The organism is Planktotalea sp., assembly GCF_965659345.1.
Taxonomy (GTDB): domain Bacteria; phylum Pseudomonadota; class Alphaproteobacteria; order Rhodobacterales; family Rhodobacteraceae; genus Planktotalea.
In genome coordinates this window covers 144,475-157,556 of sequence record NZ_CBFHVK010000004.1, presented here as the reverse complement: position 1 = coordinate 157,556, position 13,082 = coordinate 144,475, and the positions used below count along the sequence as shown (strand labels likewise).

The 13,082-nt window shown below is 52.4% G+C and carries 16 protein-coding genes; 8 read left to right on the top strand and 8 right to left on the bottom strand.

The genetic code is table 11. The features are described 5' to 3' along the window. Window positions 1-7 precede the first annotated feature (7 nt). Both ACTG3Z_RS04410 and ACTG3Z_RS04405 read left to right on the top strand, forming a co-directional pair. Window positions 8-1,030, top strand: coding sequence for an aspartate-semialdehyde dehydrogenase (locus tag ACTG3Z_RS04410; RefSeq protein ID WP_439141486.1), 1,023 nt, complete (start codon window positions 8-10; stop codon window positions 1,028-1,030). 130 nt (window positions 1,031-1,160) lie between these two features. Continuing rightward, window positions 1,161-1,676 (top strand): DUF2799 domain-containing protein, encoded by a 516-nt coding sequence (locus tag ACTG3Z_RS04405; RefSeq protein ID WP_439141485.1) that lies wholly within the window; start codon window positions 1,161-1,163, stop codon window positions 1,674-1,676. Between the two features lie 90 nt (window positions 1,677-1,766). Here the strand turns inward: ACTG3Z_RS04405 and ACTG3Z_RS04400 are convergent, their stop codons facing one another. The 3 genes from ACTG3Z_RS04400 to ACTG3Z_RS04390 form a co-directional block, all read right to left on the bottom strand. Next, the gene (locus tag ACTG3Z_RS04400; protein WP_375264831.1) at window positions 1,767-2,078 is read right to left on the bottom strand and encodes a P-II family nitrogen regulator; all 312 of its coding nucleotides are present in this window, start codon (window positions 2,076-2,078) and stop codon (window positions 1,767-1,769) included. A gap of 4 nt (window positions 2,079-2,082) precedes the next feature. Continuing rightward, window positions 2,083-3,057, bottom strand: coding sequence for a sodium-dependent bicarbonate transport family permease (locus tag ACTG3Z_RS04395; RefSeq protein ID WP_439141483.1), 975 nt, complete (start codon window positions 3,055-3,057; stop codon window positions 2,083-2,085). Window positions 3,058-3,138: 81 nt separating this feature from the next. Next, window positions 3,139-3,789: a carbonic anhydrase gene (locus ACTG3Z_RS04390; RefSeq protein WP_375264829.1), complete on the bottom strand. Its 651-nt coding sequence runs from the start codon at window positions 3,787-3,789 to the stop codon at window positions 3,139-3,141. Between the two features lie 145 nt (window positions 3,790-3,934). Between ACTG3Z_RS04390 and ACTG3Z_RS04385 the strand changes: the two genes are divergently transcribed. The 3 genes from ACTG3Z_RS04385 (at window position 3,935) to ACTG3Z_RS04375 (ending at window position 6,630) form a co-directional block, all read left to right on the top strand. After that, window positions 3,935-4,315 carry a hypothetical protein gene (locus ACTG3Z_RS04385; RefSeq protein ID WP_439141482.1) on the top strand — a complete coding sequence of 127 codons (381 nt, stop codon included), beginning with the start codon at window positions 3,935-3,937 and terminating at the stop codon, window positions 4,313-4,315. 114 nt (window positions 4,316-4,429) lie between these two features. Further along, window positions 4,430-5,815 carry a leucyl aminopeptidase family protein gene (locus ACTG3Z_RS04380; protein ID WP_439141481.1) on the top strand — a complete coding sequence of 462 codons (1,386 nt, stop codon included), beginning with the start codon at window positions 4,430-4,432 and terminating at the stop codon, window positions 5,813-5,815. After that, window positions 5,812-6,630: a C40 family peptidase gene (locus ACTG3Z_RS04375; RefSeq protein WP_439141479.1), complete on the top strand. Its 819-nt coding sequence runs from the start codon at window positions 5,812-5,814 to the stop codon at window positions 6,628-6,630. Before ACTG3Z_RS04380 ends, ACTG3Z_RS04375 begins: the two co-directional genes overlap by 4 nt. Here the strand turns inward: ACTG3Z_RS04375 and ACTG3Z_RS04370 are convergent. After that, window positions 6,627-6,971: a DUF2794 domain-containing protein gene (locus ACTG3Z_RS04370; protein WP_375264861.1), complete on the bottom strand. Its 345-nt coding sequence runs from the start codon at window positions 6,969-6,971 to the stop codon at window positions 6,627-6,629. The two genes, ACTG3Z_RS04375 and ACTG3Z_RS04370, sit on opposite strands and share 4 nt — an antisense overlap. Window positions 6,972-7,043: 72 nt before the next feature. Here ACTG3Z_RS04370 and ACTG3Z_RS04365 point away from each other — a divergent pair, with 72 nt between their 5' ends. Next, window positions 7,044-7,526 carry a GNAT family N-acetyltransferase gene (locus tag ACTG3Z_RS04365; RefSeq protein WP_439141477.1) on the top strand — a complete coding sequence of 161 codons (483 nt, stop codon included), beginning with the start codon at window positions 7,044-7,046 and terminating at the stop codon, window positions 7,524-7,526. 39 nt (window positions 7,527-7,565) lie between these two features. Here ACTG3Z_RS04365 and speB read toward each other — a convergent pair whose 3' ends face one another. Then, the gene (gene speB / locus ACTG3Z_RS04360) at window positions 7,566-8,537 is read right to left on the bottom strand and encodes an agmatinase (RefSeq protein ID WP_375264825.1); all 972 of its coding nucleotides are present in this window, start codon (window positions 8,535-8,537) and stop codon (window positions 7,566-7,568) included. Window positions 8,538-8,602: 65 nt separating this feature from the next. Next, on the bottom strand, window positions 8,603-9,448 hold the full coding sequence (locus ACTG3Z_RS04355; protein ID WP_375264824.1) for a TIGR00730 family Rossman fold protein: 846 nt from the start codon (window positions 9,446-9,448) through the stop codon (window positions 8,603-8,605). A 131-nt stretch (window positions 9,449-9,579) separates the two neighbouring features. Between ACTG3Z_RS04355 and dapD the strand changes: the two genes are divergently transcribed. Next, window positions 9,580-10,407: a 2,3,4,5-tetrahydropyridine-2,6-dicarboxylate N-succinyltransferase gene (dapD, locus tag ACTG3Z_RS04350; protein WP_439141556.1), complete on the top strand. Its 828-nt coding sequence runs from the start codon at window positions 9,580-9,582 to the stop codon at window positions 10,405-10,407. Between the two features lie 48 nt (window positions 10,408-10,455). Here the strand turns inward: dapD and ACTG3Z_RS04345 are convergent, their stop codons facing one another. Further along, entirely contained in the window at window positions 10,456-11,532 is a 1,077-nt protein-coding gene (locus ACTG3Z_RS04345; protein ID WP_439141475.1) for a transporter substrate-binding domain-containing protein, read from the bottom strand. A gap of 117 nt (window positions 11,533-11,649) precedes the next feature. Next, entirely contained in the window at window positions 11,650-12,615 is a 966-nt protein-coding gene (locus ACTG3Z_RS04340) for a transporter substrate-binding domain-containing protein (RefSeq protein WP_439141474.1), read from the bottom strand. 115 nt (window positions 12,616-12,730) lie between these two features. Here ACTG3Z_RS04340 and ACTG3Z_RS04335 point away from each other — a divergent pair, with 115 nt between their 5' ends. After that, window positions 12,731-13,081: a hypothetical protein gene (locus ACTG3Z_RS04335; RefSeq protein ID WP_375264819.1), complete on the top strand. Its 351-nt coding sequence runs from the start codon at window positions 12,731-12,733 to the stop codon at window positions 13,079-13,081. Window position 13,082: the final 1 nt, after the last annotated feature.

Below are 13,082 nucleotides of genomic sequence, written 5' to 3'. Positions count from 1 at the left end.
TAACCCGATGGGGTATAAAGTCGTCGTTGTTGGCGCCACCGGTAATGTGGGCCGTGAAATGTTGAACATCCTGGATGAACGTAAGTTCCCAGTGGACGAGCTGGCCGTTCTGGCAAGCCGAAAATCCATGGGCACAGAAGTCAGCTTTGGTGAAAAAACGTTGAAAACGAAAGACTTGGATACGTTTGACTTCACGGGATGGGATATGGCGTTGTTCGCTGTTGGCTCTGAGGCAACCAAGAAATACGCGCCAATTGCTGCGAAAGCGGGCTGCGTTGTGATCGATAATTCATCGCTCTACCGCTATGATCCTGATGTGCCGCTTATCGTGCCGGAAGTGAATCCCGAAGCGGTTCATGATTACGCCAAGAAGAATATTATCGCGAATCCCAACTGCTCTACCGCGCAGATGGTTGTTGCGTTGAAGCCTTTGCATGATCGCGCGCGCATCAAGCGTGTTGTCGTCTCGACCTACCAGTCTGTTTCTGGTGCGGGAAAAGCTGGCGCAGATGAGTTGTGGGATCAGACCAAGTCGATCTACAACCCGACAGATGACAAGCCACCAAAAGCCTTTACCAAGCAGATCGCGTTTAACGTGATCCCGCACATCGATGTGTTCATGGATAGCGGCGAGACCAAAGAAGAATGGAAGATGGTCGCGGAAACCAAGAAGATTGTTGATCCAAAAATCAAGGTCACAGCGACTTGTGTGCGTGTACCAGTATTTGTCGGTCATTCGGAGTCGATCAACATCGAGTTCGAAGACTTCCTTGATGAAGATGAAGCACGCGATATCTTGCGTGAAGCACCCGGCGTTATGGTGATTGATAAGCGTGAAAACGGTGGCTACGTCACACCTGTTGAGTGTGTCGGTGATTATGCGACATTCATTTCGCGTATCCGTCAGGACAGCACTATCGACAACGGCATCAACCTGTGGTGCGTTTCTGACAACCTGCGAAAAGGTGCTGCTTTGAACGCAGTACAAATTGCGGAAACGCTAGGCAATCGTGTGCTGAAAAAAGGCTAACACCCTGTTCTAAGATCTGATGAAACCCCGTCCTTTTTGGGCGGGGTTTTTCGTTTAAGGGTTGTGTTATTGCATAACAATCCTGTTCGCGTGCAGTGTTTGATCACGCTTTATACTCAGGGATATCTTTATGCGCGTTGTTTTCATGCTGTTGTTGTCTGTCGCAGTTTCAGGCTGTGCAACGCTCTCGAAGGAAGAATGTCTCGCGGGCAATTGGGAAGAGATTGGCTTTCGTGACGGCACAAACGGGCGCACCAGTGACTATTTGCAAAGCCACGCGAAAGCTTGCGAAAAAAGCGGCGTGCGCCCTGTGCAAAGTCTTTGGGAAAAGGGGCGTCAACGGGGCTTACCTGCGTATTGTGTCCCCGCGAAAGCCTATTCAGAAGGAAAGAAGGGCAATGAGCTACGCCCTGTTTGCCCTGCAAGCCAGATCGCTCGTTTGCGTGCCGCAAATGAGACTGGTTTGGAGTTTCACGCTTACACCGATGAAATCAACGAAACGCAGTACCGCATTGATGAGCTAGAGCAAAAAATTGTTGCGGAAGACAGCAGTGACAAACGAGCGCTTCTTTTGCTAGAGCGGCGTGCTTTGGCGCGCACGGTTCGCTTGCTGGAATTACAGCGCGCGCGGGTGTCGTCGTTTTAGCATCATGGCCAATTTAGGTGGTTTGGATCATTCTCTGAATGCGAACGTCGCTTACACTTTGGCCAAGTAGTCACATCAATTAAAATTCAACTAGAACCGCTCTGCTCGCAGCACTTCGCAATCGGTGATCGTCACAACGCCAATATGGCGGTCAACGACTTCAAAGGCGGAGTCGAGCAGTGTGTCCAAGCGCTCTGGCTTAATAATACAAATGACCTGAACCATGCCATCACCGCGGCCAAGATTGTCTTCGCGCGTCCAAGAACCGGAGCGGCCAGAACCACCAAAGACAGGCAGAATGGAATAACCGGATACATCCGCCTTTTCGATTGCATTTGTCAGACGAGAGAGCATTATTTTCTCAATCGTTATAACAACACGTTTAGCTTTGTGGGTTTGCATCAGATCAGCCTCCGATCACGGCACTGGCAAGCGCTAAATAAAGCGGGATGCCGATGACTAGGTTGAAAGGGAATGTCACACCAAGGGAGAGTGTGAGATAAACGGATGGGTTTGCTTCTGGCAGCGCCACACGCATCGCGGCAGGCACCGCGATATAGGAAGCAGAGGCGCTTAGTACCATCAACAGCAATGCAGACCCAAGCGGCAGACCAAGCACAACGGCTGCTCCAAGGCCAAGCAGACTGCCAAGTAGCGGCATGATAATACCGAATGCCAGTGCGCCGGCGTCCAGCACACCACGCCCCTTGCGCAACCCGCGACCCGCGATGATGCCCATGTCCAAAAGGAACAAGCAAAGCACACCTTTGAACGGTGCAATCACGAGGGGCGCGATTTCTTTCAGGCCCTCTTCGCCCGTGATCATGCCGATCAGGAATGAGCCGATCAGCAGCACGATTGAGCCGTTGAGCATAATTTCACGCCAAAGCCCCGGCTCCATCTTGCCGCCACCTTTTGAGCGCGTGACAAGCCAGAGCGCGGACAAGATGGCAGGTGCTTCCATCGCAGCCGCTACAGCCACCATGTAGCCATCGTATGCTATGCCTTGGCTGTCCAGCACAGAACTCGCCGCCACAAAGGTCACAATAGAAATCGAACCATAATGTCCCGCAACTGCCGCGGCATCGAGCGCGCTAAGACGGCTGAGCGTACGCAAGACCACATAAGCGATCAGCGGAATTGCAGCAGATAAGATAACACCCGTGAGCAGCGTCAGGCCAAGGGTAAGATCAATGCCATGATCTGCAAGGCTCACACCGCCCTTAAAACCAATTGCGAAAAGCAAGTAGAGCGACATGCCTTTGGCGACTGCCTCAGGGATGCTGAGATCGGACCGGACCAGAGCTGCAAAAAGACCAAGCACAAACGAAAGAACGATAGGCGTGACAAGCGTTTCAGCCGCCAAAGAAAAGACGTCCATGAACAAGGCCCCCAATGCATGTTACGAGTAGGTGTTAAAGTAAGTTTAAGTCAGATGAAATTTGTATATCGGATCGCACGATTAAACTGAATAAAACTCTCGGCTCTTTGAGTCCAGACACTCCAAAGTACCTTCGCCAATGTCGGTCCAAAGGCCATGAAGTGTAAGCATATCGTTTTCAACAGCTTTGTTGACAAAGGGGAAAGTCATCAGATTTTCCAGCGCGACGATCACGCTTTCTTTCTCTAGCGCGGCTGCCATATCTTCGGGTGCATACTTGTCGCGCACGCGCTCGTAACCGGGGCGCAAAATATCCATCCAGCGACCCACAAAGCTACTGCTTTCTTCGAGCTCTGGCGCATTGCCGGTACACATGTCCAAACATCCTTGAACACCGCCACATTGGGAGTGACCCAGCACGATAATATGTGACACGTGAAGTGCGGTCACCGCATATTCAATCGCAGCACTTGTGCCATGATGATCGCCATCAGGTGCAAAAGCGGGGACCAAATTAGCGACATTTCTATGAATAAAGAACTCACCAGCGTCAGCACCAAAGATCGATGCGACATGTACGCGACTGTCACAGCACGAAATGATCATCGCCCTAGGATGTTGGCCTTCGGTCGCCAGTTTGCGAAACCAAGCTTTGTTTTGCGAATAAGTCGTCGCTTTCCAGCCGTGATAACGCTGGGCGAGAAACGGGGGCAGAGGTTTAACGTAAGGCAAAGAGAGGTCCATTCTGTTCGGTACGTGCCCGTGGATACGCCGAATTTGAACCAATTTCGAGAGAAAAGAGTGCGCCGCGTAAACCTTTTAGGAAGGACGCTCGTCCATAGAGACTTTGCCGTGGGGGCGAAATCGGGGTTAAACAATGGAACGGATTACAACAATGTTGCCGCGCGAAAGCGCGCGCTTGGATGCTGAGCAACTTGAAAGACTCTATACCACCTTGGGTGAAGTCGAAGCCGATAATGTGCTTAGCCGTGCAATGGAAGAAATGGCCCTTCGCATCGAACAAAGTGAAAAGCTTTTTGATGCAGGAAGCTCTTTGGAAATGCGACGTACCATTTGCTCGCTGATCAGGATCGCTGATCAAGTGGGAATGCACACTGTCTCGCGTGTATCTGGTGATGTGTTGGTATGTCTTGATCGTGGCGATTGGATTTCGCTGGGGGCAACCTTTGCCCGCTTAGTGCGCTGCTCAGATCAATCGCTGACGGCAATTTGGGATTTGCAAGATATCACGGTCTGAACATGCACGCCACGCCGTCATGGGCAAGGTTTGGCGCGCGGCGCATTCTGCGCTTGCAGGACCGAGGGAAGGCTATAGCTTGGCAATATTCGAAACTTGCGAAAGTAATGCCCCATGTCCCTCACCTTTGTCGCGCGTGATGATGCCAGCCTTCCACTTAGTTTGCTTGATGCAAGTGGACTAAGCGATTGGTTAGAAAGCCAGCCTGCACGTGTTCAAAAATGGGTAAAGACATCGGGCTTTACAGCCGGATTTGGAGCCTGCCTTGTTTTGCCGTCCGAGGATGGTGATGCCGCAGGTGCGCTCGTCGGTCTTGGTTCGACACAAGCGCGCACTCGTACCCGCTTTGCCCTCGCGGCGGCGCGTGCGGTTCTGCCTGCGCGGACGTTTTACTTGGTCAGTGATCTCGATGATAATGCCTTGAAAGCGGAGCTTTTAGGCTGGCTTTTGGCGGGATATCAGTTTGATCGCTATAAAACGAACGCGCGCGGACTGGCGCAGCTGGTTTGCTCTGACTCCGTAGATGCTGCCCAGATCGAAGCGATCGCAAAAGGCGAAAGGCTCACACGCGATCTAATAAACACGCCTGCGTCCGATATGGGCCCGCCCGATCTCGAAAACGCCGCGCGCGATTTGGCCAGCGCACATAGTGCCAACATCTCGGTGATCGAAGGTGACGACCTGTTGACTCATAACTTTCCTATGATCCACGCGGTTGGACGTGCTGCATCGCGCGCGCCGCGTCTTATAGATATGCGCTGGGGCAAAGCTGGCCCGAAACTCACATTGGTCGGAAAGGGTGTGTGTTTTGACACAGGTGGTTTGAACTTGAAACCCGGTGCGTCAATGGGTTTGATGAAGAAGGATATGGGCGGTGCCGCTGCCGTCCTTGGTCTTGCCGGCATGATCATGTCGCTTGGCCTCTCTGTTCAATTGCGTGTTCTCATCCCAGCCGTTGAAAACTCTGTCAGCGCTGATGCCTTCCGGCCGGGCGATATTTTGAATTCCCGCAAGGGCCTCACGGTTGAAATCAACAACACCGATGCTGAAGGTCGTTTGGTTTTGGCGGATGCACTCGCGCTCGCAGACGAAGAAAACCCAGATGCGATTATTTCTATGGCCACCCTGACAGGCGCTGCGCGCGTTGCCGTAGGCCCTGATCTTGCGCCGTTTTATGCGCAAAGCGATAGCAGCGCACGGGCGCTCGAAATCGCCGCCGCTACTGTGCAAGACCCTGTCTGGCGATTGCCGTTCTGGGACCCTTATGAGGCGATGATAGAACCGGGCATTGCTGATCTCGACAACGCTCCCAAAGGTGGGTTTGCGGGCTCTATCACAGCGGCGCTTTTTCTGCGCCGGTTCGTTACGGAAACATCAAACTACATGCACTTTGACATCTATGGCTGGCAACCAAGCGCCGCCCCTGCACGGCCTCAGGGCGGTGTTGGGCAAGCTACGCGCGCTTTGCTTGCCGCCCTTCCTGACATCCTGAAGTCATGAGCGACCCACGCCTTACCCCTTCGAATGGCCGTGTCGCTTGTGAAAGCCTGCGCGGTTTAATCGCGGCAGACGCTTATTTGAATGGCGCTGCGCGTCAAGTGTCAGTGCCCGTTGCGGAACTCTTGCGCGCGCCGGATGGCCCACGGGACCGCCAGTTGCTAATGGGCGAAACCCTTCGTGTGTTTGAGGATCAGGGCGGTGTGGCGTTCATTCAAGCCGACAAAGACGGCTATTGCGGCTATGTTAAAAGTGCGCATCTGGCAGATGTTGAAACGGCGACCCACTGGATCAGTGCACCCTCAAGTCACATTTATTCAGAACCGAATTTCAAATCCCGCGATTTGGCACCCTTGAGCTTTGGGAGCAAATTGCGCGTTATCGAAATGCACGCTCGGTTTGCGCAAACATCCGTCGGCTATGTCCCACGCCAACATATTCGCGAAAGCGGCGAGGTGGAGCGCGCGCCCGCACAAGTCGCGCGTCTTTTTCTCGGTACACCCTATCTGTGGGGCGGTAATTCGCGGTTTGGTATCGATTGCTCTGGCCTGATTCAGACCGCGCTAACGGCCTGCGGCATCGCATGTGACGGCGACAGTGATCTACAAGAAGCAAATCTCGGACGCAGTGTGAATGGCAACCCCAAAGCAGGGGATTTGTTGTTTTGGAAAGGCCACGTTGCGATGTTGGCTGATGCGAAGACACTGATACATGCAAATGCGCATCACATGGCTGTTGTTCTAGAAGGCCTTGATGTGGCGCTTTCGCGGATATCTGAACAAGGTGATGGCGAAGTCACACGTCACGTACGTCTTTAATCAACGGCTCGGATCAGTTTGCGCTCTAAGACACGCAGAACAGCCTTCAGATCATTCCCGCGTTTCAATATCTGACCATCCATGCCAACGACCGCATATTGCCCTTGCTTGTTGCGCAATTTGGGGCGCTTTTCGATCTTGTAGAGCGGGTTCTCAGCAGTGCGTTTGAACACTGAAAAAACGGCCAGATCCTTCAAACAAGAGATCCCGTAATCGCGCCATTCGCCTGCTGCCACCATTTGTCCGTAAAGCGACATGATTGGCCCCAATTCAGTGCGATGAAACGCGACTTGCAATTGTGCGGGTTTGGGGTGCAACGGGATAGGTGTTTGATCTGTCATGAGTTTACATTTGCGCCCTTTGCGATGTAAATCAAGCATGTCGCACCCTCGATCGGATAAAAGGCTCGCCCAATGCTCATTCGCGCTGCAACGCATCAAGATCATGCCGCTGTTTGGCAAATGCTTAAACCAGTGTTCCGCTCTGGTGAAACCTACGCGATAGACCCCGACATATCAGAGAAAGACGCGCTGAATTATTGGACTGGTGCTGATGCGGGCTGCTTTGTCATTGAAGAGGATGGCACAGTTTTCGGCACATATTACCTGAAAACCAACGCCCAAGGCGGCGGCGCGCATGTCTGCAATTGCGGTTTTGTCACTGGACCTACGGCTCAGGGCAAAGGGGTTGCGCGCGCAATGCTCGTGGATGCGTTGCGACGGGCAAAAGAGACGGGCTACAAAGCGATGCAATTCAACTTTGTGCTTGCCAATAACGCCCGCGCCATCGACATCTGGCAGCGTGCCGGGTTCGATACCGTCGGGCGGCTTCCCAAAGCTTTCAATCACCCCAAGGATGGTATGATCGACGCTTTGGTCATGTTCAAAACGCTCTAAACTTCATTTTTCTAAATAAACTCAAATCCTGCGTTTCATTCAGCGCTGTGCTTTGGCATGGAAGATAAACCCCAGAAAATTCAGTAACAATTGCGCCGCTAAAATCTGTGTGCTTTCAGTTGGATCGTAAGCGGGTGCGACTTCCACAAGGTCGATGCCAACAACATCATTGCGCGCGGCCAGGCCCTGCAAAATTTCCAAAACATCATAGTACAAAAATCCACCATGACTGGGGGTGCCGGTTCCCGCAGCGATAGACGGACAAAAAGCATCGATGTCTATGGTTACATAAATCCGTGCGCCCTCGGGGATACGATCCAATACTGCATCTGTTCCAAGTTTGCGCACTTGGCGCACGGACAAAATATCAGACCCTCGTGCTCGCGCATCGACGTACCCTTCTTTTGCAGTGGAAGAAACGTTGCGAATGCCCAGTTGCGTCATACCGCTAACATAGGGTTTCTCAATTGCGCGACGCATGGGATTGCCGTGACCTTCTGTGACGCCATGGCGCTCATCAACAAAGTCGAGATGGGCATCAATTTGAACCACATGGATTGGCCCGTCACGCTCGCACACGTCGGAGAAAGCGTTGATACAAGGAATGTTGATTGAATGATCACCACCGATCGTTACTGGAATTGCCCCCGCATCCAAAATTTTGCGCACGCCAAATTCGATGTTATCATGGCTTTGTGTGGTTTTGGTGTGGATAATATCCGCATCACCCAGATCTACGATGCGAACGTCGCCGCCTAAATAGGTTGCGTCATCTTCGTGATCATATGCACCTGCATGGCCAAAACTAAACAAAGTTGACGCCTCTCGCACGGCGCGTGGGCCAAACCGCGCGCCGGGTCGCCACTGGGTGCCAAAATCAAAGGGTGCCCCTAAGACAGCAACGTCAGCATCGATGGAATCCCAATCGCTCACATAGGGTTTTTTGGCAAACGTCGAAATCCCGACAAATGGCAGGTTCAAACGACCCGTTTCGTATCCATTCTCAGACATACACTTTCCTCCTTAGAGAAAGCCCTTTGCAAAGGGCTTTCCAAAAACTCTTCGCAAAGAGTTATTTACCGCCCTGGAATTTCGCCGCGCCGTTCACCTGCACCATCCCAGTTTTCAATCGCATCAATCGCTTCTTCAGCCGTCTCGACAAAGCGGAACAAATCCAAATCTTCAGCCGAAATTGTTCCTGCTTCGGAGAGCGCATCCCAGTTGATGATACTTTCCCAAAACTTGCGACCAAAAAGCAAAACAGGGACGCGTTGCATGCGGCCGGTCTGGATTAACGTCAGCGCTTCGAAAGTTTCGTCCAATGTTCCAAAGCCGCCCGGAAACACACAAATCGCTTTCGCGCGGATCAAGAAGTGGATCTTACGGATCGCAAAGTAGTGGAAGTTAAAGCACAGATCAGGCGTCACATATTCGTTAGGCGCTTGCTCATGGGGCAGTACGATATTCAGCCCGATAGACGCGCCGCCAGCATCCATCGCACCACGGTTTCCCGCTTCCATCACACCGGGTCCACCACCAGTTACAATGACATCTTCCTTGCCATAAGACTTCATCGATTTTTCGGTCATCAAGCGCGCAAATTCACGGGCTTGATCGTAATACTTTGACAAATCCGCTAAGGTTTTCGTACGCGCCGTCGCTTTTTTGGCGGGCTCTGGAATGCGTGCACCACCAAACAGCACAATCGTGCTTTCGATCCCGCGCTCGTCCATGATCAACTCAGGTTTGAGTAGCTCTAATTGCAAACGTACGGAACGCAGCTCATCGCGACACAGAAATTCCTCATCTGCGAAGGCAAGTTTATATGCGGGTGCACGTGTTTGGGGCGTATCAGGCACATGCTCTGTCGCATCACGATCAGTACCTGCATCGCGAAACGGGCTTTTCTTTTCGTCTTTCATCGTTCTCGTCCTATAAAGCGGCTTAACCCATGTCTAACGAGGCATTTGCCAGCACACCAGTCACGATCACGATTGCGCGGCGCGCCTATTTCATGTCTAAAGCCGCAAATTCAACGCAGCGAGGGAATCCCATGTCTAATGCACAGCTAGAAACTGCCATCGAAGCGGCCTGGGAGGCACGCGACACCATCACACCCGCCACGACCGGCGAACAGCGCGAAGCAATTGAAGACACGCTTAACGCCCTCGACAGCGGCAAGCTGCGCGTTGCGGAAAAGCAGGCAAGCGGGGACTGGCACGTAAACCAATGGGCGAAAAAGGCCGTTCTTCTTGGTTTTCGTATCAAAGATATGGAACAGCACGAGGGTGGTCCCCAAGGCGCTGGCTGGTGGGACAAGGTTGACAGCAAGTTCAAAGGCTGGGGCGATGCTGAGTGGAAAGCCGCAGGCTTTCGCGCGGTCCCGAACTGTGTTGTTCGCAAATCCGCGTTTATTGCACCTGGCGCGGTCCTGATGCCATCTTTCGTGAACCTTGGCGCATATGTCGATGAGGGCACGATGGTTGACACATGGGCCACCGTTGGGTCCTGCGCGCAGATTGGTAAGAATGTTCACCTCTCTGGCGGTGTTGGTATCGGCGGTGTGCTTGAGCCGATGCAGGCGGGTCCAACAATCATCGAGGACAACTGCTTCATCGGTGCGCGTTCTGAGGTGGTTGAAGGCTGCATCGTGCGCGAAGGCTCTGTTCTGGGCATGGGTGTATTTATTGGCCAGTCGACAAAAATCGTTGATCGCGAAACAGGCGAATTCACATATGGTGAAGTCCCAGCAGGCTCGGTTGTGGTTGCCGGCTCTATGCCGTCTAAGAACGGTGTGAACCTCTATTGTGCTGTTATCGTGAAGCGCGTCGATGCGCAGACACGCTCTAAGACAAGTATCAATGAGTTGCTGCGCGACTAAGTAAATTTGGCAAAGGCTTGTATGATCCGCGCCTTTGCCAGCACATGCTTATCTCGGCGTGAAAATATTGCCGAACCATTTTCTTAAAAGGTCATCGTAGGTTCCATCGACGCGAAACTTCAGCAGAACCTGATCAATTTCTTCTTTCAGTGGACTGCCACTTGGAAGCACAATCCCATAGTTTTCTGGACGATACGTGCGCTCTAACACGCGGGCTGTGCCTTGTGCTTTGGTTTGCTGGTAATAGGCAAGGATCGGGCTGTCGAAAACAATCGCGTTCGCCACGCCCGCTTCAAATGCGTTGAACATTTCGTCAGGCGATGCGTAATCCGCAAACACCAATCCATTGGCCTCAAGGAAGGCCGCACTGGTTGATCCAGTCACAGTTGCCACGCGGCGGTTTTCCAAATCACGCAGGCCGTTCACGTTAGAACTCAGCGCGTTCACAGTCATCGCGGCGGTAATTGAAGCGACGAAGATGGAAACGATAAACAAGCTAGAGACGACCAATAAAACAGCAAATATGCGACCGAAGGCCGAGCGCGGCACGCGTTCTTCAAAGCCGCCATTTACAACCAAATTCAAAGCCCACCAAAAAGACGGGAACAATGCTTCGCGCGCACCTTTGTCAAAGTAGGGTTGCACGCGTCGTTCGAAAACCCACATCAGCATGCCGCCAAAGAACAACAGCGCCAGACCGCTTAAAACAACGACTGCAATGTCCCATGTGAACAATGCGGCGAATATGCTGGTGGCTGATCCTTCATTCGGAATCATGATCTTTATACCGCTGCCAAAGATAGGTTGGCTAAAGTCCATTTCGCGTTCGCGCTCGGTTGTGATGGAAATATTCGCGATTGCTCCGTCCACCTCGCCGTTCATGACGTTGCTGAACATGTCTGAAAAAGAGCCTTGCGGTGCAAAGGTGACTTCCCGGTTGATGTCAGCGCCAATGGCACGCATCAAATCGATGCTGAAGCCCCGAGGCTCTGGTATATCCGTAAAGGCAAAGGGTGGTCGATGCACAGTCGCGATTGTGAGCGGGTCAGCGTTTTGTGCAAACGCCGGCAAAAGCGTAGACATCAGAAGCAAAGCTGACAAAAAGAGGGATCTGAGCTGAATCATGATTTCGTTGCCTATGATCTATCTAAACTGGGCGCAGGTTCTGCGCTGAGGTACTTGAGAGATATACAAGGTAACAGACCCAATTGTCGGGATACTGAATAAAAACAGTTGTTTATGTCATTCTGCGATGAAGCTGTTGCCAAACCATCGTGTTAAGATTGTGTCATACGTCCCGTCTTCGCGAAATTGGAGAAGCGCAAGGTCGATGTCCTCTTTCAAGGCGCTGCCAGATGGCAATAGGATTCCGTAGTTTTCGGGGCGATAGACCTTGTCGATCAAACGCGCCAACCCGATGCCGTCGGTTTGCAGATAATGCGCGAGGATCGGACCATCAAACACAACAGTGTTGATTTCATCGCGTTCAAACGCGCGTAACATTGCATCAGGGTCACCGAACCCTTGAAACTGGATTCCGTGTTTGTCGAGGAAACTGTCGCTCGTTGAACCAGCAACCGTACCAACAATCCGCGCTTGCAGATCAGAAATTGTCTGAACGTCCGATTGCAACGCTGTTACCGTCACTTTTGCTGTAATTGTGCCCGCAGCCACCAACAACAATGCGAATCCACCCATCATTGCGACGACGCCGATCACACCACCAGACACACCAGTCGCTGCACGCATCAAGAACCAGCCGATGACCACCAATAAAACAGCACCAAGCACGTAAAGCAGTGTGTCCCCACCCATGAGTGACAAGAATTGATCACTCAGCGCAGCTTCTTTCGGTAGCAGGATCTGAATGCCACTGCCAAAGATCGGCTGGCTAAAGTCCATTGCACGTTCACGGTCCGCGGTGATGGAAATATTGGCGATTGCCCCATCAACCCGTTCCGCGCGAACAGAGCCAAGCATATCACCAAAACGCTCGTTTGGTTCGAAGACAACTTCGCGTCCCAACTCATCTGCAATGGCGCGCATTAGATCGATGCTAAATCCAGTGATCTGATCGCCCTTAGTATCAGCAAACGGGGGGCGATGGACCGTGGCGAAAACCATAGGGTCATCTGATTGCGCAGTGGCTGGTAGTGCCAGCGACAAAAGGGTCAAAAATACCAGAGCGATACGTTTTAGGATATTCATCTTGGTAGGCTCCGCCAATGCGAGGATAGTTGCGAAACTCTGATATACTTACCCCCCTGTCGTCAACCAAACGGGATGCTTGACGCAACGGAGTGCAGCAGATACGCCGCAACCTATGACTGAGAAGCCCAAAAAACCTCGTAAAAAGCAACAGGTCTTCACCTTATTGGTGCAAGCAGGCCGCTCAAATGGCGACGGTTTTCCCGAAGGATCAAGTGGTGCTGCCCTAATGATTTACGCATCCGGCGTAGATGAAGCGGAAGCCGTGCGCGAAACCGTCGCGATTTTGAAGCAGGCCGATGTCGCGCCGCTCGATGTCACTGGATACGGTACTTTGGATGAGCGGCTCGCCGAGGGTCACGACATTTCAGAGGATGAGCGCGAACTGATGCAGCGCGCGCTAGATGAAAACTCGGTGATCATCGCGCAGATGACCCCACTCTTTGACGACAAGCCGGCGCACTAGC